The organism is Rhizobium sp. Leaf306 (assembly GCF_001423425.1).
GTDB classification, from domain to species: domain Bacteria; phylum Pseudomonadota; class Alphaproteobacteria; order Rhizobiales; family Rhizobiaceae; genus Neorhizobium; species Neorhizobium soli.
In genome coordinates, this window is sequence record NZ_LMNX01000004.1 from 477,968 (window position 1) to 498,113 (window position 20,146).

Annotated in this window: 22 protein-coding genes; 16 read left to right on the forward strand and 6 right to left on the reverse strand. The window is 62.0% G+C overall.

The window, feature by feature from the left end:
• Positions 1-37 precede the first annotated feature (37 nt).
• The 7 genes from ASG19_RS20355 to ASG19_RS20385 all read left to right on the forward strand — a co-directional run bounded on the left by ASG19_RS20355 (position 38) and on the right by ASG19_RS20385 (position 5,388).
• On the forward strand, positions 38-871 hold the full coding sequence (locus ASG19_RS20355; protein WP_062461697.1) for an SDR family oxidoreductase: 834 nt from the start codon (positions 38-40) through the stop codon (positions 869-871).
• Between the two features lie 28 nt (positions 872-899).
• Entirely contained in the window at positions 900-1,103 is a 204-nt protein-coding gene (locus ASG19_RS20360; RefSeq protein ID WP_062461700.1) for a twin transmembrane helix small protein, read from the forward strand.
• A gap of 32 nt (positions 1,104-1,135) precedes the next feature.
• Complete coding sequence (locus tag ASG19_RS20365; protein WP_062461703.1) at positions 1,136-1,708, forward strand: cob(I)yrinic acid a,c-diamide adenosyltransferase; 573 nt, start codon at positions 1,136-1,138, stop codon at positions 1,706-1,708.
• A gap of 48 nt (positions 1,709-1,756) precedes the next feature.
• A complete protein-coding gene (locus tag ASG19_RS20370) occupies positions 1,757-2,503 on the forward strand; it encodes a rhomboid family intramembrane serine protease (RefSeq protein ID WP_062461706.1) in 747 nt (248 codons plus the stop codon).
• A 140-nt stretch (positions 2,504-2,643) separates the two neighbouring features.
• Positions 2,644-3,390 (forward strand): electron transfer flavoprotein subunit beta/FixA family protein, encoded by a 747-nt coding sequence (locus ASG19_RS20375; RefSeq protein ID WP_062461709.1) that lies wholly within the window; start codon positions 2,644-2,646, stop codon positions 3,388-3,390.
• Between the two features lie 18 nt (positions 3,391-3,408).
• Positions 3,409-4,338, forward strand: a complete 930-nt coding sequence (locus ASG19_RS20380) for an electron transfer flavoprotein subunit alpha/FixB family protein (protein WP_062461712.1) — start codon at positions 3,409-3,411, stop codon at positions 4,336-4,338.
• Positions 4,339-4,518: 180 nt separating this feature from the next.
• On the forward strand, positions 4,519-5,388 hold the full coding sequence (locus tag ASG19_RS20385) for a 3-hydroxybutyryl-CoA dehydrogenase (RefSeq protein WP_082476452.1): 870 nt from the start codon (positions 4,519-4,521) through the stop codon (positions 5,386-5,388).
• A 93-nt stretch (positions 5,389-5,481) separates the two neighbouring features.
• Here the strand turns inward: ASG19_RS20385 and ASG19_RS20390 are convergent, their stop codons facing one another.
• Positions 5,482-6,162 carry a TlpA disulfide reductase family protein gene (locus ASG19_RS20390; RefSeq protein ID WP_062461720.1) on the reverse strand — a complete coding sequence of 227 codons (681 nt, stop codon included), beginning with the start codon at positions 6,160-6,162 and terminating at the stop codon, positions 5,482-5,484.
• 22 nt (positions 6,163-6,184) lie between these two features.
• Between ASG19_RS20390 and argH the strand changes: the two genes are divergently transcribed.
• From argH to ASG19_RS20410, 4 genes are all read left to right on the forward strand, one after another.
• Entirely contained in the window at positions 6,185-7,585 is a 1,401-nt protein-coding gene (gene argH / locus ASG19_RS20395) for an argininosuccinate lyase (RefSeq protein WP_062461722.1), read from the forward strand.
• A gap of 92 nt (positions 7,586-7,677) precedes the next feature.
• Positions 7,678-7,884, forward strand: coding sequence for a lipoprotein (locus tag ASG19_RS20400; RefSeq protein ID WP_062461726.1), 207 nt, complete (start codon positions 7,678-7,680; stop codon positions 7,882-7,884).
• A gap of 33 nt (positions 7,885-7,917) precedes the next feature.
• Positions 7,918-9,186 (forward strand): diaminopimelate decarboxylase, encoded by a 1,269-nt coding sequence (gene lysA, locus ASG19_RS20405; RefSeq protein ID WP_062461730.1) that lies wholly within the window; start codon positions 7,918-7,920, stop codon positions 9,184-9,186.
• A 136-nt stretch (positions 9,187-9,322) separates the two neighbouring features.
• Complete coding sequence (locus tag ASG19_RS20410) at positions 9,323-12,130, forward strand: TIGR02302 family protein (RefSeq protein ID WP_062461732.1); 2,808 nt, start codon at positions 9,323-9,325, stop codon at positions 12,128-12,130.
• Positions 12,131-12,146: 16 nt separating this feature from the next.
• Here ASG19_RS20410 and ASG19_RS20415 read toward each other — a convergent pair whose 3' ends face one another.
• The 3 genes from ASG19_RS20415 to ASG19_RS20425 form a co-directional block, all read right to left on the reverse strand.
• The gene (locus ASG19_RS20415) at positions 12,147-12,524 is read right to left on the reverse strand and encodes a response regulator (protein WP_062462002.1); all 378 of its coding nucleotides are present in this window, start codon (positions 12,522-12,524) and stop codon (positions 12,147-12,149) included.
• A 155-nt stretch (positions 12,525-12,679) separates the two neighbouring features.
• On the reverse strand, positions 12,680-13,222 hold the full coding sequence (hpt, locus tag ASG19_RS20420; protein ID WP_062461735.1) for a hypoxanthine phosphoribosyltransferase: 543 nt from the start codon (positions 13,220-13,222) through the stop codon (positions 12,680-12,682).
• A gap of 41 nt (positions 13,223-13,263) precedes the next feature.
• Positions 13,264-13,965 carry a hypothetical protein gene (locus tag ASG19_RS20425; RefSeq protein ID WP_062461738.1) on the reverse strand — a complete coding sequence of 234 codons (702 nt, stop codon included), beginning with the start codon at positions 13,963-13,965 and terminating at the stop codon, positions 13,264-13,266.
• Between the two features lie 207 nt (positions 13,966-14,172).
• On the opposite strand from ASG19_RS20425, the gene ftsE reads away from it, so the two are divergent.
• The 4 genes from ftsE (at position 14,173) to ASG19_RS20445 (ending at position 17,598) form a co-directional block, all read left to right on the forward strand.
• Entirely contained in the window at positions 14,173-14,832 is a 660-nt protein-coding gene (gene ftsE, locus ASG19_RS20430; RefSeq protein ID WP_062461741.1) for a cell division ATP-binding protein FtsE, read from the forward strand.
• A 118-nt stretch (positions 14,833-14,950) separates the two neighbouring features.
• Entirely contained in the window at positions 14,951-15,901 is a 951-nt protein-coding gene (locus tag ASG19_RS20435) for an ABC transporter permease (RefSeq protein WP_062462005.1), read from the forward strand.
• Between the two features lie 73 nt (positions 15,902-15,974).
• Positions 15,975-16,709, forward strand: coding sequence for a YdcF family protein (locus tag ASG19_RS20440; protein WP_062461744.1), 735 nt, complete (start codon positions 15,975-15,977; stop codon positions 16,707-16,709).
• Positions 16,710-16,791: 82 nt separating this feature from the next.
• Positions 16,792-17,598, forward strand: a complete 807-nt coding sequence (locus ASG19_RS20445) for a lysophospholipid acyltransferase family protein (RefSeq protein ID WP_062461748.1) — start codon at positions 16,792-16,794, stop codon at positions 17,596-17,598.
• Between the two features lie 10 nt (positions 17,599-17,608).
• On the opposite strand, the gene ASG19_RS20450 is transcribed toward ASG19_RS20445, so the two are convergent.
• Positions 17,609-18,127, reverse strand: a complete 519-nt coding sequence (locus ASG19_RS20450; protein WP_062462008.1) for a gamma-glutamylcyclotransferase — start codon at positions 18,125-18,127, stop codon at positions 17,609-17,611.
• 53 nt (positions 18,128-18,180) lie between these two features.
• Between ASG19_RS20450 and ASG19_RS20455 the strand changes: the two genes are divergently transcribed.
• On the forward strand, positions 18,181-19,185 hold the full coding sequence (locus tag ASG19_RS20455) for a DUF2125 domain-containing protein (RefSeq protein WP_062461751.1): 1,005 nt from the start codon (positions 18,181-18,183) through the stop codon (positions 19,183-19,185).
• 15 nt (positions 19,186-19,200) lie between these two features.
• Here the strand turns inward: ASG19_RS20455 and ASG19_RS20460 are convergent, their stop codons facing one another.
• The gene (locus tag ASG19_RS20460) at positions 19,201-20,130 is read right to left on the reverse strand and encodes a prephenate/arogenate dehydrogenase family protein (protein ID WP_062461755.1); all 930 of its coding nucleotides are present in this window, start codon (positions 20,128-20,130) and stop codon (positions 19,201-19,203) included.
• Between the last annotated feature and the right edge of the window lie 16 nt (positions 20,131-20,146).

A 20,146-nucleotide genomic window follows, 5' to 3' on the forward strand; every position in this document is an offset into this window, starting at 1 on the left:
AACTTGTACAGAGAGACCTTAACGGTATGCAATCGGCATGACAGACGGAAGAACGATTATTGTGACAGGCTGTTCCTCAGGGATCGGCGCTCATTGTGCCCGCGCGCTCAAATCCGAGGGATGGCGGGTGTTCGCGACCGTGCGCAAAGAGGCCGATCTGGCAGCGTTGGAACAGGACGGCATCGAAGCCCTGGTGATGGACTACACCAAGCCTGAAACGATCGAGGCTCTCGTCGACACCGTTCTCGCCCGCACCGGCGGCCGCATCGATGCGCTCTTCAACAATGGCGCCTATGGTCAGCCCGGCGCTGTCGAAGACCTTTCGACCGACGTGCTGCGTCTCCAGTTCGAGACCAATCTGTTCGGCTGGCATGACCTGACAACCCGCATCATCCCCGTGATGCGGAGACAGGGCCATGGACGCATCGTCAACTGCTCCTCCATCCTCGGCATCGTTCCCTACCGCTACCGGGGCGCCTACACCGCCTCGAAATTCGCGCTGGAAGGTCTGACCGTGACGATGCGGATGGAGCTTTACGGAAGCGGCATTCATGTGAGCCTGATCGAGCCCGGACCGATCGACACGCAGTTCACGGCCAATGCGCTTGCCAAGGTCAAAGAGAATATCGACCTCATCAATTCGCCGCATGCCGAACAATACAAGCGGCAATTGCAGCGCCTGGACGGGAGCGGGCCGGTCAACCGCCACAAGCTGGGGCCGGACGCCGTTCACACGGTACTGAAACATGCCTTGACCGCCGACAACCCGAAGCCACATTATCTGGTGACGAAGCCGGCCAAGCAGGGCGCGTTCCTGAAACGTATCCTGCCGGCAGCGCTCTTCTACAAATTGATGCAACGGATCGACTGATCGCGAGCAAGCGGAAAGCAAAAACTCGATGGCCACCTTTACCACCGTTCTGACCGTGATCGTCATCGGCCTGGTCGTACTCGTTCTGATCAAGGGCCTGTTCAACATGGTAAAGGGCACCGATGCCAACCGGTCGAACAAGCTGATGCAGCTGCGTCTGCTGCTCCAGGCCGTGGCCGTCATCCTCATCATGTTCACGCTCTGGCTGACCGGCGGCGGCCGGCCGAGCTAGAGAAATGCCGAACTAAGGAAATTACAGTCTTCATGGTCAAGCTCAACAAGATCTACACGCGCACCGGCGACGACGGGACGACAGCACTGGTATCCGGCCCGCGGCGCGACAAGCACGACATCAGGGTCGAGGCCTATGGCACGGTCGACGAGGTCAACTCGACAATCGGCATGGCAAGGCTTCATACGGCCGGCATGGGCGAGGTCGACCAGATGCTGTTTCGCATCCAGAACGACCTGTTCGATCTCGGTGCCGATCTTGCAACGCCAGATACCGGCGAAAAGCCCGAATACGAGCCTCTGCGGATCATCGAAGCGCAGGCGACACGTCTGGAAACCGAAATCGACACGCTGAACGCGGATCTCGAACCGCTGAAATCCTTCGTGCTGCCCGGTGGTTCGCCGGCATCCGCCTATCTGCATCTCGCCCGCACCGTGTCGCGGCGTGCCGAACGGCTGATGGTCGAGCTTTCGCGGCATGAGGCGATCGGCCCGGCTGCGCTCAAATATATCAACCGCCTGTCGGATTTCCTGTTTGTCGCGGCGCGCGTCGCCAACGAGAATGGCAGGACCGACATTCTGTGGGTGCCCGGCAAGAACCGCTAGGCGAAAGCGCGACCAAGGCGCGACGGACGGGAGGAGAGGAAGCGACGCATGTTCATTCCGCTGCATGATGCCGTCGCGCTGAAATATATCCGTGTCCAGTGGGTGACGATCTCGCTGATCGCCGCGAACGTGCTCATGTGGGTATTCACGACGCTTGCTCCGTCGGAAACGACGGAGATCGCCTCGCTGGGTCTCGGCTTCATTCCGGCGATCATCTTCGACTATGCGGTGCTAGACCCCTCTGCCATCCTCGTCCCCGAAGACGCGACCTTCGTCACCTACGCCTTCCTGCATCTGGATTTCTGGCACCTTGCATCGAACATGCTGTTTCTCTGGGTGTTCGGCGATAATGTCGAGGATGCACTGGGGCATGTCCGCTTCCTGATATTCTACCTGCTTTGTGCCGCGGCCGGCGCGCTGCTGCACGGCCTGGTCGGCCCGATGTCCGAGGGGCCGCTGATCGGCGCATCGGGTGCGATCTCCGGTGTCGTCGCCGCCTATTTCATTTTGCATCCGCGCGTCCGGGTATGGGTGCTGGTTCTGTTTCGAATTCCGCTGCCGCTGCCCGCTTTCGTTCCGCTGACACTGTGGATCGTTCAGCAATTCGTGATGCTTTGGCTCGAAGCCGATAGTGCGGTGTCCTGGGGCGCGCATGTCGGCGGAATTCTGGCGGGTGCCGCACTCGTCATCGTGATGCGGCGCCGGGGCGTGCCCCTGTTCGACCGCGAGATCGTCACGCCGAAGGCCGTGCTGCACAAGCCGAGCGTATCGCAAGAGACCCGACCGGCCGAATAGGCCTATGAGAAAACCGCAACCCAGATGGGATAATCCACGTTGTCATCAGGGCAAAAATGGGTATCCATGTCGCCCACTGACAAATGGATAAGCCGCAAATATCTCAATCTGCGGCTGGAGAAAAGTCAAGGAAGGACCCCATGAAGATCCTGGTGCCTGTAAAGCGCGTCGTCGACTACAACGTGAAGATCCGCGTCAAGCCGGATGGATCCGGTGTCGAGCTTGCCAACGTCAAGATGTCGATGAACCCGTTCGACGAGATTTCCGTCGAGGAAGCCCTGCGCCTGAAAGAGGCCGGCAAGGCCGAGGAAGTGATCGTCGTGTCGATCGGTCCGGCAAAGGCTGAAGAAACGCTGCGCACGGCGCTTGCAATGGGCGCCGATCGGGCGATCCTGATCGAGACCGACGAAACGGTCGAACCGCTTGCCGTTGCCAAGCTGCTGAAGGGCGTCGTCGACGCCGAACAGCCGGGCCTCATCATCGTCGGCAAGCAGGCGATCGACGACGATTCAAACCAGACCGGCCAGATGCTGGCGGCATTGCTGGGAACCGGGCAGGCAACCTTTGCCTCGAAGATCGAACTTTCCGCCGACAAGGCTGTGGTTACCCGCGAAGTCGATGGTGGCCTGCAGACCGTCGAGGTCAAGCTTCCAGCCGTCGTCACCACGGACCTTCGCCTGAACGAGCCGCGCTACGCGTCCTTGCCGAACATCATGAAGGCAAAGAAGAAGCCGCTCGACAAGAAGACGGCAGCGGATTTCGGCGTCGACATCGCTCCTCGCCTCAAGGTTCTGAAGACCGAGGAGCCGGGCGGCCGCAAGGCAGGCATCAAGGTAAAGTCCGTCGAGGAACTGGTCGGCGCCTTGAAGACCGCCGGCGTGATCTGATTTTAGGGAGATAAACTCATGGCCATTCTTCTTCTGGCAGAACACGACAATGCCAGCCTCAACGACCAGACCGCCAAGGCGCTGACGGCAGCTTCGCAGATCGGTGGCGAGGTCCACGTTCTGGTTGCCGGGTCCGGCGCGCAGGCCGCAGCAGACGCCGCAGCGAAACTTACCGGCGTCTCGAAGGTCCTGCTTGCCGACGACGCAAGCCTTGCCAACAGCCTTGCCGAACCACTTGCAGCACTGATCGTGTCGCTGGCCGGCTCCTACGATGTCATCATGTCCTCGGCAACAGCGTCCGCCAAGAACGTCATGCCGCGCGTTGCCGCGCTGCTCGATGTGGCGCAGGTTTCGGAAATCATCGAGGTGATTTCGCCGGATACATTCCGTCGTCCGATCTACGCCGGCAACGCCATCCAGACCGTCCAGGCGACCGATGCCAAGAAGGTGATCACTGTGCGCACGGCATCTTTCGCGGCAGCGGATGAAGGCGGTTCCGCTTCCGTGGAGACAGTGGCGGCCGCAGCAAACCCTGAAGTATCGTCCTTTGTCTCCGATGCGCTTGCCTCCTCGGACCGTCCTGAACTCGCATCCGCCAAGATCATCATCTCCGGTGGCCGTGCACTCGGTTCCTCGGAAAAATTCCAGGAAGTCATCCTGCCCGTCGCCGACAAGCTGGGTGCGGCCGTTGGCGCTTCGCGCGCAGCGGTCGACGCAGGCTATGCTCCGAACGACTGGCAGGTCGGCCAGACCGGCAAGGTGGTTGCTCCGCAGCTCTACATCGCGGTCGGGATTTCCGGTGCCATCCAGCATCTGGCCGGCATGAAGGATTCCAAGGTCATCGTTGCGATCAACAAGGACGAGGAGGCCCCGATCTTCCAGGTGGCCGACTTCGGTCTCGTGGGCGATCTCTTCGAGATCCTGCCGCAGCTCGAAAAGGCCCTGTGAGGCCAACCGGCTTTTTCGCACCGCAGTTCGGCGACGCGAAAATGCTGGCAAAAAACACGCTAGCAGACTAGAAAAATGCCGGGCTGTCTCACGCAACCCGGCATTTTGCTGTGAGACGCCGTACGGTTATGATGAATGCGAGACGCGGGCGAAAACCGCACCCAGGGAGCGAGTGAGATCATGAAGAATATCGGCGTCATCGGCGCAGGCCAGATGGGCTGCGGAATTGCACATGTTTCGGCGCTCGCCGGCTATCACGTGCATATCTATGATCTCTCCAAGGACCGGATCGAAGGCGCACTTGCAACGATTAACGGCAACCTCGCCCGCCAGGTTTCCAGCAACAAGCTTTCCGACGAGGATCGCAACTCAGCCCTGTCCCGCATCACCGGCTCCGCCGATGTCAACGACCTCGCACCGATGGACATGGTCATCGAAGCTGCGACCGAAGACGAAAGCGTCAAGCGCAAGATCTATGCGCAGGTCTGTCCGGTTTTGAAGCCCGAAGCGCTTCTCGCCACCAACACCTCGTCGCTGTCCATCACCAGGCTTGCCGCCGCGACCGACCGGCCCGAGCGCTTCATGGGCATCCATTTCATGAACCCGGTGCCGCTGATGAAGCTGGTGGAACTGGTGCGCGGTATCGCCACCGACGAGCCGACCTTCCGGGCCGCCAAGGAATACGTGGTCGCGCTGGAAAAGACCGCCACCGTTGCCGAGGATTTCCCCGCCTTCATCGTCAACCGCATCCTGCTGCCGATGATCAACGAGGCGATCTATACGCTGTATGAAGGCGTTGGCTCGGTCGAGGCGATCGATACGGCCATGAGGCTTGGCGCCAACCATCCGATGGGACCGCTGCAGCTTGCCGATTTCATCGGCCTCGACACCTGTCTGTCGATCATGCAGGTGCTGCATGACGGTCTCGCCGACAGCAAATACCGCCCCTGCCCGCTTCTCGTCAAATACGTCGAAGCCGGCTGGCTCGGCCGCAAATCCGGCCGCGGCTTCTACGACTACCGCGGCGAGGTTCCAGTCCCAACCCGGTAAGGATCAGCCTTGTGGCGGTTCGCTCCTCACCCGCTTGACTGGACGCTAGAAGGGGTCGACTGAGGTGAAGGGCAAGCCCTTCATCCGCAGCCCTCAAGCGCCCTTGGCGGCCGTCACCAGCGCCTTTGCATCGTCGCTATCCCAGGCCGCGGGGCCGTTCATGGCGCCGATCAGGCAGCCCTTCTTGTCGAGGATCAGCGTTGCAGGCAGGCCGAAGGCGAGGCCTTCCTTTTTCAGAGCGTTGAACGTGCCCATTGAACTGTCGCGGTAAAAGCCGAGCTTGTCGATCTTGTACTCCTCAAGGAAGGTTTTCGGCTTCTCGTCGCTGCCGGTGTCGATGTTGATGGCGACGACTTCGAAGTCAGGCCCGCCCATCGCCGCCTGCAAACCGTTCAGCGCGGGCATCTCTTCGCGGCAGGGCACGCACCAGGTGGCCCAGAGGTTGAGGAGCACGGTTTTGCCAGCTAGATCGTCCGTCGTCATGTCCTGCCCAGCCGGTCCCTTGAAGGACAGGGAGAGCGGGCGCGGCGGCTGTGCCTCGACCATGGCGGCAACCTGGCCCTTGGAAAAGGCGCCGACGGACTTTGCGAGTTCGGCCGAGCCCTCGCATTGCCCGGCAGAGGCGGACATCGAGGCGTCCCCAGCCCCATCCAAACCATTGCCAGACCCCATGTTCGTCACGTATACGGCGACGGTGCCGGCGACGATCCCGAGGACGGCGGCAATCAGGATCAATCGGACAGACGGAAGGCCAAGCGGTCTTTTGGACGTCATCAACTACTCCAGGACTGAATTCATGGCCGACACGAAGGACGCGACATCTTCCAACCAGATGTGGGGCGGACGCTTCGCTTCCGGGCCGGATGCGATCATGGAGGAGATAAATGCCTCGATCGGTTTCGACAAGAAGCTGTTCGCCCAGGATATCCGCGGTTCGATCGCCCATGCGACGATGCTGGCGGAACAAGGCATTATTTCGCACGAAGATAAAGACAAGATCGTTTCCGGCCTGAACACGATCATGTCAGAGATCGAAAGCGGACAGTTCCAGTTCTCGCGCAAGCTCGAGGACATTCACATGAACATCGAGGCGCGGCTGGCAGACCTGATCGGTCCAGCCGCCGGTCGCCTCCACACCGCCCGCTCCCGCAACGACCAGGTCGCGCTCGACTTCCGCCTCTGGGTCAAGGAAGAACTCGTCAAGACCGAGAAGATGCTGACGGGCCTGATCGCCGCGTTTCTTGACCGCGCCGAAGAGCATGCGGATACGGTGATGCCCGGCTTTACCCATCTGCAGACGGCACAGCCGGTCACTTTCGGCCATCACTGCATGGCCTATGTCGAAATGTTCGGCCGTGACCGCGCCCGCGTTCGCCACGCGATCGACCATCTGGACGAAAGCCCGATCGGTGCTGCGGCGCTTGCCGGCACGCCCTACCCGATCGACCGCCACATGACGGCAAAGGCCCTCGGCTTCCGCGAACCGACCCGCAACTCGATCGACACCGTTTCCGACCGCGATTTCGCGCTGGAATTCCTGTCGGTTGCTGCCATCTGCGCCGTGCATCTGTCGCGTCTTGCCGAAGAAATCGTCATCTGGTCGACGCCGCAATTCGGCTTCGTGCGCCTGTCCGACGCGTTTTCGACCGGCTCCTCGATCATGCCGCAGAAGAAGAACCCGGATGCCGCCGAACTGGTGCGCGCCAAGACCGGCCGCATCAACGGTTCGCTGGTCGCGCTGCTGACAGTCATGAAGGGTCTGCCGCTCGCCTATTCCAAGGACATGCAGGAAGACAAGGAGCAGGTGTTCGACTGCGCCGAGAACCTGGAACTGGCGATTGCCGCCATGACCGGCATGATGCGCGACATGACCATCCGCGCCGACAAGATGCGCGCCGCAGCAGGCGCCGGCTTCTCGACCGCGACCGACCTTGCCGACTGGCTGGTTCGCGAAGTCGGCCTGCCCTTCCGCGAAGCGCACCATGCGACCGGCCATGCCGTGGCGCTGGCGGAGAAAAAGGGCTGCGACCTTTCCGAACTCACGCTTGAAGAACTGCAAGCGATCAACCCTGCCATCACCGACAAGGTCTTCGACGTGCTTTCGGTGGATGCATCGGTTGCGAGCCGCGTCAGTTTCGGCGGTACGGCTCCCTCCGAGGTGCGCAAGCAGATCGCCTGGTGGCGCGAGAGAAACTGACGCCTGCGCGACGAATGAAGCGGCAAGGATACTGCACAAGCGCGCGGAACTTCGCTATGAAGTCTGCGTGACCGTGCCGGAGAAGGAAGAGAATGTCGAAATCCCTGGTGAAAATCGCCCATGTCAGCCTGATCCTGGGCGTCGTCAGCCTCGTTGTCGCCGGCTGCGGCCGCAAGGGCGACCTCGACCGCCCCAGCACGCCCGTCGAACAGCAGAACATCCGCAAGAGCAGCAAACCCGGTGACGCCAACAAGGATCCGGTTGCCGAGCGGCCGTTCGTCCTCGACCCGCTTCTGTAATTTCCAGACCCCTTCAGTTTTCCGAGTTTTGACGTGAATCATTTCCATTACATCGACGGCGTCCTTCACGCCGAAAACGTCGCCATCCCGGAAATCGCAAAAGCCGTCGGCACGCCATTCTACGTCTATTCGACCGCCACGCTGGAGCGCCACTACAAGGTGTTCGCGCAGGCGTTTTCCGATGTGGACGCGATGGTGTGCTACGCCATGAAGGCGAACTCCAATCAGGCCGTTCTGAAAACCCTGGCAAAGCTCGGCGCCGGCGTCGATGTCGTCTCGGGCGGCGAATTGCGGCGTGCGCTGGCGGCCGGCATCCCCGCATGCCGCATCATGTTTTCGGGCGTCGGCAAGACCGTCGCCGAAATGGATCTGGCGCTCGAGGCCGGCATCTACTGCTTCAACGTCGAATCCGAGCCGGAACTGGAAGTGCTGAACCTGCGCGCTCTCAAAGTCGGCAAACGCGCGCATGTGTCCTTCCGCATCAACCCGGATGTGGATGCGGGCACCCATGCCAAGATTTCGACGGGGAAGAAGGAAAACAAGTTCGGCATCGCCTATGATCGGGCCCGCGCCGTCTATGCCCATGCGGCAACGCTTCCCGGCATCGAAGTCACCGGCATCGACATGCATATCGGCAGCCAGATCACCGAGCTTCAGCCGTTCGAGGATGCCTACCGGCTGCTGCGGGCGCTGGTGGATCTGCTGCGCGGCGATGGCCACACGATCAGCCACGTCGATGTCGGCGGCGGTCTCGGCATTCCCTATAAGGACGACAACACTCCGCCGCCGCTGCCGGACGCCTATGCGGAAACGATCAAGAAGCAGCTGCGCACGCTCGACTGCAAGATCGTCACCGAGCCCGGCCGGCTGATCGTCGGCAATGCCGGTATTCTCGTGACCGAAGTCATCTATGTGAAGGATGGCGGCGAAAAGACTTTCGTGATCGTCGACGGCGCGATGAACGACCTGATCCGCCCGACGCTCTATGAGGCCTATCACTCGATCCGCCCGGTCGTGGTGCCGCCAGCCGATGCGCCGCGGATCAAGGGCGACGTGGTCGGCCCCGTCTGCGAGACCGGAGACTATCTGGCGCTCGACCGCGAGATGGCGGAACCGAAGCCCGGCGATCTGATCGCCGTCGGTTCTGCCGGTGCCTATGGCGCCGTGCAGGCCGGCACCTACAATTCCCGCCTGCTGGTGCCGGAAGTGCTAGTGAAGGGCTCCGAGTTCCACGTGATCCGCCCGCGCGGCTCCTATGATGACCTGATCGGACTGGATTCCGTGCCTGCATGGCTCGGCTAGCCCCGCGCAGAAACGTTCACTTTTGCGGCAAACCGCCTGGAAATATCGGGGCCGGCATGTCGCCGCCCTCGTCTTCGCCACAAACATTGTTATGTTGATAGCTTGATTTGGGCCGCCACGATCGGAGACGGACCGCATGAGCTTGATCCGCAAAGGTGCATTCGAAACACATCCGGCGCTCGCAAGACGCGTTGCGCTGAAACGGTCGTTTGCCCGTTTCGTGCTGTTTTCCGAGCGCCTTCTGCCGAAGCTTCTGGCCCCGCTCGCGGTCGTCGCCCTGTTTTTCTCCGTCTCCTGGTTCGGACTTTTCCGCGTCACGCCTGATCTGCTGCGCTGGATACTGCTCGGCTTTTTCACCTTCGCGTTCCTGACCTCTCTCCTTCCCTTGGCGAGACTTCGCTGGCCAGACGCCGCCGATGCGGATCGGCTGCTGGAAGATCGCAACGGCCTGCCGCACCAGCCCGTCGCCGTGCAGGAAGACCAGCCGGCATTCGAGACACCGTTTGCCCGCGCGCTCTGGAAAGAACACCAGATCCGCATGGCCGAGCGGATCGCGGCGCTCGATACGGGCATGCCGCGGCCCGATATTGCCAGCCATGACCGGTTCGCGCTGCGCGCCGTGCCGGCGCTCGTGTTTGCCGTGGCGCTCGGCTATTCCTTCTCGAATGGCGGCGGTTCGCCTGCGGACGCATTCCGTCCGGCACCGCTTGCGGCAAGCACCAACCCTGACCTGCGCATCGACGCCTGGCTGACACCACCATCCTACACCGGCCGCGCCCCGATATTCCTGACCGGCCGCGACACGGCGCCCGCAGCCGCGGGCGATACGGCCGGCAACACGGCATCTGTGCCGCAGAATTCCGGCCTGACCGTGCGCGTAACCGGTGGCGAGGGCGAGGAAGCGGTCGTCTTCACGCCGAAATCCGGCGGAGAGCCGCTGACGCTGATCAACGAGGAAGCGCGCAAGGCGGCTGAAGACGCAAGCAAGCAGGCACAAGGTAAGGCACCAGGCACGCCATTGCCCGAGGGCCAGCAGGCCAAGCCGCAGCCACCCGTCAAACAGCCGCAGACCGCACAGACTGTGCCGCCGCGCAGCTACGCCTTCAATGTGGACGAAAGCGGCGAACTCACCGTCAACGGTCAGACATGGACCTTCGACGTCATTCCCGACCGCCCCCCGGAAATCGCCTTCGACGGCCAGCCGAAGCGGTCCGTCAATGGCGCGCTCGAAATCGGTTTCCGCGGCAAGGACGATTACGGCATTCGCGAAGCCCATGCGCTGATCGAGCCCGTCGGCCCGGTCGACCCGGCCGCGACGCCGCTTTACCCGGCGCCAGAATACCGCCTCGACCTGCCGCGCCAGAACCGCGGCCAGGAGGTGAAGGCCCTGACCAGCCGCAGCCTGATCGAGCATCCGCTGGCCGGCAAGCGGGTCAGGATTACGTTGATTGCCAAGGACGGCGCCGGTCAGACCGGCCGCAGCCCCGCCCATGAAATGGTGATGCCGGGCCGCGGCTTCTCGGAACCGCTGGCGGCCGCCGTTGCCGAACAGCGCCAGGTTTTCGCGCTCGACACGCGCCAGGTGCCGCGCGCGATCGAGCTCAACGACGCGCTGGCGATCCGTCCCGACGAGACCATTCCGAACCTTGGCCACTTCCTGGCAATCCGCTCTGCCCGCGAGCGCATGAAGATTGCCCGCAACGAGGAACAGCTGAAGGACGCCGCCGACTACCTCTGGGAAATCGCGCTCGGCATCGAGGACGGCGATCTTTCCGCCGCCGAACGCCGTTTGCGCGATGCCCAGCGCAATCTTTCTGAGGCGCTCGAAAAAGGTGCCGGGGATCAGGAAATCGCCGCCCTCATGAAGGAACTGCGTGAGGCCATGCAGCAATTCATGAACGAGCTTGCGCAGCGCATGCAGAACGCACCGCCGGGCCAGCAGAACATGCAGGCGCAGAATGTCATTCGCCAGCGCGACCTGCAGAACATGATGGACCAGATCGAAAACCTCGCTCGATCCGGCAATCGCGACGCTGCCAAGGAGATGCTGTCGCAGATGCAGCGGATGATGAACAACCTGCAGGCCGGACGCCCGCAGCGCGGTCAGCAGGGTCAGCAGCAGCAAAACAGTCAGATGCGCCAGCAGATCGACAAGCTCGGCCAGATCATGCAGGAACAGCAGCGGCTGATGGACCAGACATTCAAGCTGGACCAGGCATTGCGCGATCGCATGCAGCGCGGCGACCCCGATCCGCAGAGCGGCGAACAGGGCGAGCAGCAGCAGGGCCAGAACGGCCAACAGGGTCAGCAGGGCCAACCGGGTCAGCAAGGCCAGCAGGCACAGCGCGGGCAGCAGGGCCAGCAAGGTCAGGGTCAGAACGGCCAGGGCGGCGAACAGAACACCGACCAGATGACAGCCGAACAGCTGCGTGAGGCGCTGAAGAACCTGCGTGCCCAGCAGGAAGGCCTCGGAAAACAGCTCGGCGAGCTACAGCAGGCGCTGAAGGGCATGGGCATGGACCCAGGCCAAGGCTTCGGGGAGGCCCAGAGTGAAATGGGCAGCGCCGGCAAGGCGCTCGGTGACGGCCAGGGCGAACAGGCCGTCGAAGGCCAGGGCAACGCACTTAACGCGCTTCGCCAAGGCGCCCAGAGCATGATGCAGCAGATGATGCAGGCGATGCAGCAGGGTCAGGGCCAAGGCGAAGGCCAGCAGGACGGCCAGGGACAGGGCATGGCCAACCAGGGCGGCCAGAACGGTCGCGATCCCCTAGGGCGCCCCCGCGCAACGTCAGGTCCGGACTTCGGCGATCAGGTGAAGGTGCCCGACGAAATCGACGTGCAGCGCGCCCGCGAGATCCTCGATGCCATCCGCGAGAAGCTGGGCAACGCCCTATCAGGCGATGCCGAGCGGCAGTATCTCGAGCGGCTGCTCGAGATCCGCTAAATCCACCTGCGAGAGATCAGGCCGCGCAGGAAGTCTGCACGGCAAGCGCCATGGCGACAGCCTTGCGGATTTCTGGCAATGCGAAAGGCTTCTGCACCACATCGACGATCTTCGACGACAGGTCATCGGCGCGTTCGCGCTGTTCGGCATAGCCGGTCATCAGCAGGATCTTCATGTCGGGATACTGGGCGGCGGCTTCGTGCGCCAGCGCAATGCCATCCATGACAGGCATGCGTATGTCGGAAAGCAGAAGATCGAACGCGCCCTGCTCGAGCTTTTCGAGGCCTTCGGCGCCATCGCCGGCCTCATGCGTCTCATGGCCATCCATCCGGAGAGCGCGCGCAACAAACATGCGCAGCGTGTGTTCATCCTCGGTAATCAGGATCTTGGCCATAGCGATCATCGCTCCCATTTTGTGTATCAATCCGGGAGCAATTCACCAGAGTTTGGTTGTCGAGGAGTAAACAGACGAGGCTCAAACCGCGCCATGGTTAACACCTTGCGACCGGATGGCGGCAGATTTCTGCCCCCATCCGAACCAAAATCAACTCACGCGTCGCCAGTCACGACGCCGACGAAAGGCAGTTCGCGGAACGCGTAGGCGACGTCCATGCCGTAGCCGACGACGAAGTAGTCGGGGCATTCGAAGCCGACGTAATCCGCCTCAAGCTCTTCCTTGCGCTTCACCTTCTTGTCGAGAAGAACGGCCAGCGAAACATGGCGGGCGCCGCGCTCATAGAGCAGTTCCTTGGCGAATTTCAGCGTGCGGCCGGATTCCAGGATGTCGTCGATCAGAAGAACATCGCGGTCCTTCACGTCGCTGTCGATATCCTTGACGATGCGAACGCCCTGCGAGACCGTGCCGGTGCCGTAGCTCGAAAGTGTGATGAACTCCACTTCCGGTGCAAGGCCCGTCTCATGCAGCGCGCGCAGAAGATCCGCTGCGAAAATGAACGAGCCCTTGAGGACGGCGATGACGAGCAGATCCTTCGTGGGACCGGTCGCGATCTGCGCTGCGATTTGGTGATTGCGCTCGGCGATCTGTTCGGCAGTGAAAAGCGGCTCGATGTTTTTGCCGCGGACGACGGGCATACGGATACTCCTGATAGATCGGAAGCGCCGCGATAGCACAATCAGAGGCGGGACGCATCCCGTTCCGCAAAGGTCAGGCGCAAATCCGGGAGTTTTCCGCCGGGATGCGGCACGCGCGCAGAAAACCCGCGGCTGTGGCCGGCAGCAATGGCGGAAGCCGGCGGGGCAATCAACGTCGAGGCGACCAGCGTGTCGCCGGCCATCAGTTCGGCCCGGATCGCGGGCATGGTCTTTGCGTTACTGGTCCGGTTCTCGACGATTCCGTTGATCAGTAGAACCCGCATGCCATCCGCATCGCGTGGCGTCATGGTGATGTGAGTGATATCGAGCGATGGCTCGGCTTGGGCTTCTCCGCTGTCGTTGAACAGGAACGAGAAGCCGCCGGCACTCGCAAAGACCAGCACGAAAGCGGCAGCCACAAGAGCGCAGAACAGATCGGCCGAAAGCGTATTCAGCACGCGCTCGACCTTGCCGACGAAGCCATTCGGCACCAAGGCCGGAGCACCGGACCTCACCCTCTCTGCAGGCTTACCGGTCGCCCGGTTCTTGGTCCTGTTGTCTGAATTGTCGTTGTGCGAACGCGGTCTGGACCGCTGCCACCCGCCATCAGTCACAGGCACGAACTGCGCATCGACCGCGGGTCCACGCGTCTTCACCCGGGCCTTCGGGCCTGTTGTGGGTTCGGGCGGCAGGATGTCCATGCGGACGATCGTCTTGCCGGCGCGGCTGCTGAACGTGTTCATCGGACCTCTTCGGCGCCGCTTGTCCCCCGATATCGAAAGAGGCGGCCATTGAAACGAATCCCCCCTAGTCGTAAATTCGATTGGTTAACCGTTTGCAAACAGCGCCCGAAATAAGCCCTTTTTGACCGGCGTTTTACCTTTCGTTTACCTTCATCGTTAAGAGATGGTCAGGTGCGAATCTGAAGGGTTCAGGGATTTGGTCTTCCGTTGATTCATTTCGAAAATGTTGGGTTGCGATACGGCATGGGCCCGGAGATTCTCCGGGACATGACGTTCGACATCCCGAAACGGTCATTTCAGTTCCTGACCGGCCCGTCCGGTGCCGGCAAGACGACGCTTCTGCGCCTGCTTTTCACCTCGCTCTACCCCACCCGCGGCATCATCCGCATGTTCGGCCGTGAGCTGTCGCAGATCCCGCGGAGCGAGCTGCCGATGCTGCGCCGGCGAATCGGCATCGTCTACCAAGACTTTCGCCTGCTCGACCATCTGACCACCTATGAGAACGTCGCCCTGCCGCTTCGGGTGCGCGGCAAGGACGAGGCGTCCTATCGCAATGACGTGATCGAGCTCCTCAAATGGGTCGGCCTCGGCGAGCGCATCAACGTCCTGCCCGCCGTGCTTTCAGGCGGCGAAAAGCAGCGCGCGGCGATTGCCCGTGCGCTGATGGACCGTCCGGAAATCCTCCTCGCCGACGAACCCACCGGCAATGTCGACCCGCCCATGGCCCGCCGTCTGCTCAGCCTGTTTCTCGAGCTCAACCGGCTCGGCACCGCCGTCGTCATCGCAACGCACGATCTGGCGCTGATGGATCAGGTCGATGCGCGGCGGATGATCCTCACCGAAGGGCGGCTCGATATCTATGAATGAGCCGCGGCCTCCCACGAAGACCAAACCGGCTAAGACGGAGAAAGCCCCCGCCGGGGCCACCGCATGGCAGGAGAAAAGCGCCGAGGCAGCGCCCGATCAGGGACCGCGCCGCGCGGCAATGCGCGTGCGCCCGACGGCGCCGATCCTGCCGCCCTCCAACATCCAGGGCAATGCACTGATGGTGGTGATTGCCATCATGGCGTTTCTGGCCTGCCTGACGCTTGGCGGCGTCAGCATGGTGCGCGCCACCGCCGCCGGCTGGCAGAGCGAGATTTCCCGCGAAATCACCATCCAGATCAAGCCGGATGAAGGCCTCGACATGGATGCGGCGCTGAAGAAGGCCCGCGATGTGGCGCTTACCTTCGTCGGCACCCGCGACGGCACGATCATGGACGACAGCGCGACAGCCCGGCTGCTGGAACCGTGGCTCGGCACCGGCCTCGATCTTGCCGACCTGCCCGTGCCGCGGCTGGTGATCATCACGATCGACGAGCAGAACCCGCCGGATTTTGCAGCCATGCGCGACCTCCTGAAGACCGAGGTGCCCCAGGCCTTTCTCGATGACCACCGCACCTGGGTCGATCGTCTGGTCTCGATGGCGCGCACCACCGTGCTGATCGGCATGGGCGTGCTGATCCTGGTCTTTACCGCGATGATCCTGACTGTCGTCTTTGCCACCCGCGGCGCCCTGTCCGGCAACCGGCATATCATCGAAGTCCTGCATTTCGTCGGCGCCGAAAGCGGCTTTGTCGCGCGCGAATTCCAGAAGCATTTCCTCAAGATCAGCATCAAGGGATCGGCAGCCGGCGGCGCGCTCGCGGCACTGCTGTTTGCGGCCGCCAATCTGTGGCAGTCGAATTCGCGCGCGACGCCCCAGAGCGAGCAGGCGACAGCCTTGTTCGGATCCTTCACGATCGGATTCGGCGGCTATCTCGGGATCTTTGCGACGATCCTGGTGATCGCCCTTCTGACGACGCTGACCGCCCGCCTGACGGTGATGAAAACCATCGACGAGATCGACCTGATCCGCTCCGATCCGGCACGGGCGGATGGCGCGCCGAAATCATAACCCGAACGTGTTTTTTGAAGTGAACCCGTTGTGGGACTAGGCGACAACGAAATCTAGGTCTATCAACGAAATCATGACACTCGGCCAGACCCCTCCCGATGTGACGGACGACCGGACTTCGGACCGGAGACGAAGGGCTTTGCTCTCGCGCCGGAGCACGTTTAGACGAATAGCAAGACGGATCGTCATGGTGGCGTTTATCTGCGTTGCGATCGTCGTCGGCGGCTTCCTCTGGTTCGCGGACGCGGTCACATCGTTGCGAGCGCCCGATGGCGTCAAGGCCGATGCAATCGTTGTTCTGACAGGTGGATATCTGCGCATAGAACAGGCGCTCGGTCTGCTGCGCGACGGGGCCGGCAGGCGGCTTCTGATTTCCGGCGCGCATCCATCCACCACGCCAACGCAGATCCGCAAGGTCACGCAGGCCTCGCCCGACCTTTTCAAGTGCTGCGTCGATATCGGCTATGATGCGATCGATACAATCGGCAATGCCAACGAGATCTCCCGCTGGATCCACGACAAAGACTACAAATCCGTGCTCGTCGTGACCAACAACTACCACATGCTGCGCAGTCTGCACGAACTGCGCCGCGCCGATCCCGCGACGGAATTCATTCCCTATCCGGTCATCAATGCAGATCTCGCCCGCCGCGCCTGGTTCGCCGAGCCGGATACTCTGCGCACGATGCTGTCGGAATACGTCAAGGTGGTGCTGGCAACCATTCGCGACTGGGTGGGCATGCAGAAGGGCAGCGGCCTTCGAACCGACGGCGATTCGACCGGGTCGGTGCCGAAAAAATCTCCCTGATCTGAGCAGGCCGTCGATCTCGCGCTTTTTTCCGCTCGAGTTCTCGTGTAGGCAACGGGCAGTCTGCAAGAAAGCCCGTTCCATGCTTCTCATCCGCTCCGTCGTGTTCAATACCGCCTTCTACGCCAACATGATCCTGCGGATGATCGTGTTTGCTCCCTACTACTTCCTGGCTTCGCGAAAGGCCGCCTTCAGCGTCCCCAAGGGCTGGGCTTCATCCAGCAACTGGTTGATGGGCAAGATTGTCGGCGCGACCTTCGAAATCGAGGGGCTCGAGAATATTCCGGAAGGCGGCTGCATCTTTACGCCCAAGCACCAGTCGGTGTGGGACACATTCGCGCTGATGCCCCACTATCCCGACCCGGTCTATATCCTGAAGCGCGAGCTTCTGTGGATCCCGCTGTTCGGATGGTATCTGGCCAGGCAACGGATGATCCCGGTCAATCGCGGCGCCCGCGGCAAGGTCATGGTCGAGGTGATGAAGCGCACCAAGGAAGAGATGGACAGCGGCCGCCAGCTGATCATCTACCCTGAGGGAACCCGTCGCTCGCCTGGCGCCGAGCCGGACTATCGCTACGGCATCGCCCGCATCTATCGCGATGCGAAGGTTCCGGTCGTGCCGGTCGTCGCCCATTGGGGGCTGTTCTGGGGACGCCGCAAGCTGGTGAAATACCCCGGCCATTTCAAGGTCCGGATCCTGCCGGCCATCCAGCCGGGAATGCAGCCGGATGCCTTCTACAAGCACCTGATCGAAACGCTGGAAACGGCAAGCGATCAGCTGCTGGTCGAGACCGTGGCGGCAAACCCGCATGTGCCGCTGCCTCCGACTGCTGTAAAACGACTGGCGGAACTGAAGGCCGAACAGAAGGCAGAGCAACCGCCGGTTTGACCGGATAGCCTCACGCGGCAAGCGCTCTAGCGACCCCTTCCAGCCACAGGTCGCGAATGCCGATCTGGGCGAGATGCTCGACGGTGTTGAACACATAGGCATCGTTTGGGCCGGACTGGCCGGCCGCCTGACGCACGATGCCAGCTGCTTTCTCGACATCCATCGCACCGGCATATTGCCGGTGCGAACGATCGACCACATAGGTGACGGCCTTCACCTGCCGCCCGTCCATCAGCGTGATCGGCACGATCTTTTCGAGATAGACATTGGTGACAAGTTCGCGACGACGCAGATACTCGATCGCATCGTCCCATTCGCCGCCAGCTACCCGGAAGGCCGCGCCCCTGCACGATCCGCCACGATCGAGCCCCATGACCAGACCCGGACGATCCGGCGTTCCACGGTGCACTGTCGACCAGATGCACAGCGACCGGCGAAAGCCGTAAACGCGGGCCTGCGCCTTCTCTTCGAACGGAAAGCCCGGGTTCCACATCAGCGATCCGTAGCCAAACACCCAAAATTCGTCCATATCGCACGCCATGCCGTCATCGAGATTTGCGAAAAGACCTTTGGGAGAACAACATGGCAGCGTCAAGCCGAAGCGGCGTCAGCAGAAAACTATGGATCCTGGCGAGTGCCGTCATTCTGGCGATAGCCCTTTATACGGCAGGCTGGTTCTATGCCGCATCGGTTCTGAAACAGAACACGCTGGCACTGCTGGGCAGCCAGCAGAAGCGCGGCATCGTCGCCGAATGCACCGATGCCGAATATCGCGGCTATCCTTTCCGGATAGGCCTGTTCTGCTCCAAGGTGACGGTAGATGACCGTGAAAACGGCATTTCGGGCACGTTCGGCGCTTTGCGCTCGGCAGCGCAGGTCTATGCGCCTGGTCACGTCGTCTGGGAACTCGACGCACCCTCTGAAGTCCGCACCAGCCATGGCTTCTCCGTATCCACCACCTGGAAATCGCTGCAATCCAGTATCGCTGCCAAGCTGAAAGGCGTCGAGCGGGCGTCGATGGTCATCGAGGGCTCGCGCGCAAGCGTCGTTTCCGCGACGAACACCCAGCCCTTCGACATCACCACCGACCGGACGGAAATCCATCTGCGCCAGAACGGCGACGATCTCGATGCCGCGATCTCGCTCGACGGCACCTCGACGACGGCCGAGGGCATGGCAGAGCTTCTGCCCAAGCTCAACGCACTCGTGGACGTGACGCTTGCCGGTCGCGCCGGTATGATCGACGGCAGCGATCCGAACGGCACCGCACTCTACAATACCAAGGGCGAGCTTCGTTCCCTGAAGGCCGATCTCGGCGAGGGACGGGTTGCCACTATCTCCGGCCCCTTCTCCTTCGATGACGAAGGGCGCATGTCAGGCAAGCTCAAACTGCGCGTGGAAAAGATCGACGCGTGGCAGCAGAGCCTCGGCGAAGTGTTTCCGGATCTCGCATCGACCATCAAGACCGCGGCAAACATGCTGGCAGCGCTCGGCGGTGGTGAAAATGCCTCACTCGACATCACCATCCGGCGCGGCAAGGTTCTGGCGGGCGGGCTGATCCAGATCGGCGAAATTCCGCGGATCTGAGGCCGAGAGGCCTGCTTATTTCTTCACATCCAGTGCGTGCCGGCCAAAGTCCGGCGCGTCCACATCCTGGCCGGCCTGAACGATGGAGCGGCGGATGGTGCGGGTGCGGCTGAACAGTTCGAACAGCTTGTCGCCCTCGCCCCAGCGGATTGCCCGCTGCAGGTAGGCAAGATCTTCCGAAAACCGGGCCAGCATTTCCAGGATCGCATCCTTGTTGTGCAGGCAGACGTCCCGCCACATGGTGGGATCGGAGGCCGCAAGACGCGTGAAATCGCGAAAGCCGGAGGCGGAATACTTGATGACTTCCGATTCGGTGACCGTTTCCAGATCATCCGCCGTGCCGACGATGTTGTAGGCGATGATATGCGGCAGATGCGAAACGATGGCGAGCACCTTGTCGTGGTGTTCGGGATCCATCTCGTCGATGCGCGAGCCGAGCGCCACCCAGAAGGCCTTCAACTGGTCGAGCGCCGCCTGATCTGTGTCCGGCAGCGGCGTGAAGATGCACCAGCGATCGCGAAACAGACCCGGAAAGCCCGCATCCGGACCGGACTTCTCGGTGCCGGCCAGCGGGTGACCGGGAATGAAATGCACGCCTTCAGGCATATGCGGCGCCATCTGCGCAATGACGGAGGCTTTGGTCGAGCCGACATCGGTGACGATGGCACCCGGCTTCAGGCTGCCCGCGATCTGCTTGGCGACCGTTTCCGACGCACCAACAGGCACAGAGACAATGACGAGGTCGGCATCCTTCACCGCATCGGCTGCAGACGCGGTGTATTCGGTGCCAAGCTCCAGCTCTTCCGCCCGCTTCAGCGTCTCGCTACTGCGTGTCGAGATGACGACGTGATTGGCGAGCCCGAGCTCCTTCACGTCGCGCGCAATAGATGAGCCGATCAGGCCGATGCCGATCAGAGCGATCCGATCGAACTGCGGATGGGTCATGATGTCGGTCCCGTTG

Bases quoted from the DNA above. Each gene is read 5' to 3' on its own strand.
- ASG19_RS20355 (WP_062461697.1), top strand. From the start codon at position 38: ATGACAGACGGAAGAACGATTATTGTGACAGGCTGTTCCTCAGGGATC.
- ASG19_RS20360 (WP_062461700.1), top strand. From the start codon at position 900: ATGGCCACCTTTACCACCGTTCTGACCGTGATCGTCATCGGCCTGGTC.
- ASG19_RS20365 (WP_062461703.1), top strand. From the start codon at position 1,136: ATGGTCAAGCTCAACAAGATCTACACGCGCACCGGCGACGACGGGACG.
- ASG19_RS20370 (WP_062461706.1), top strand. From the start codon at position 1,757: ATGTTCATTCCGCTGCATGATGCCGTCGCGCTGAAATATATCCGTGTC.
- ASG19_RS20375 (WP_062461709.1), top strand. From the start codon at position 2,644: ATGAAGATCCTGGTGCCTGTAAAGCGCGTCGTCGACTACAACGTGAAG.
- ASG19_RS20380 (WP_062461712.1), top strand. From the start codon at position 3,409: ATGGCCATTCTTCTTCTGGCAGAACACGACAATGCCAGCCTCAACGAC.
- ASG19_RS20385 (WP_082476452.1), top strand. From the start codon at position 4,519: ATGAAGAATATCGGCGTCATCGGCGCAGGCCAGATGGGCTGCGGAATT.
- ASG19_RS20390 (WP_062461720.1), bottom strand. From the start codon at position 6,162: ATGACGTCCAAAAGACCGCTTGGCCTTCCGTCTGTCCGATTGATCCTG.
- argH (WP_062461722.1), top strand. From the start codon at position 6,185: ATGGCCGACACGAAGGACGCGACATCTTCCAACCAGATGTGGGGCGGA.
- ASG19_RS20400 (WP_062461726.1), top strand. From the start codon at position 7,678: ATGTCGAAATCCCTGGTGAAAATCGCCCATGTCAGCCTGATCCTGGGC.
- ASG19_RS20410 (WP_062461732.1), top strand. From the start codon at position 9,323: ATGAGCTTGATCCGCAAAGGTGCATTCGAAACACATCCGGCGCTCGCA.
- ASG19_RS20415 (WP_062462002.1), bottom strand. From the start codon at position 12,524: ATGGCCAAGATCCTGATTACCGAGGATGAACACACGCTGCGCATGTTT.
- hpt (WP_062461735.1), bottom strand. From the start codon at position 13,222: ATGCCCGTCGTCCGCGGCAAAAACATCGAGCCGCTTTTCACTGCCGAA.
- ASG19_RS20425 (WP_062461738.1), bottom strand. From the start codon at position 13,965: ATGAACACGTTCAGCAGCCGCGCCGGCAAGACGATCGTCCGCATGGAC.
- ASG19_RS20435 (WP_062462005.1), top strand. From the start codon at position 14,951: ATGCGCGTGCGCCCGACGGCGCCGATCCTGCCGCCCTCCAACATCCAG.
- ASG19_RS20440 (WP_062461744.1), top strand. From the start codon at position 15,975: ATGACACTCGGCCAGACCCCTCCCGATGTGACGGACGACCGGACTTCG.
- ASG19_RS20445 (WP_062461748.1), top strand. From the start codon at position 16,792: ATGCTTCTCATCCGCTCCGTCGTGTTCAATACCGCCTTCTACGCCAAC.
- ASG19_RS20450 (WP_062462008.1), bottom strand. From the start codon at position 18,127: ATGGACGAATTTTGGGTGTTTGGCTACGGATCGCTGATGTGGAACCCG.
- ASG19_RS20455 (WP_062461751.1), top strand. From the start codon at position 18,181: ATGGCAGCGTCAAGCCGAAGCGGCGTCAGCAGAAAACTATGGATCCTG.
- ASG19_RS20460 (WP_062461755.1), bottom strand. From the start codon at position 20,130: ATGACCCATCCGCAGTTCGATCGGATCGCTCTGATCGGCATCGGCCTG.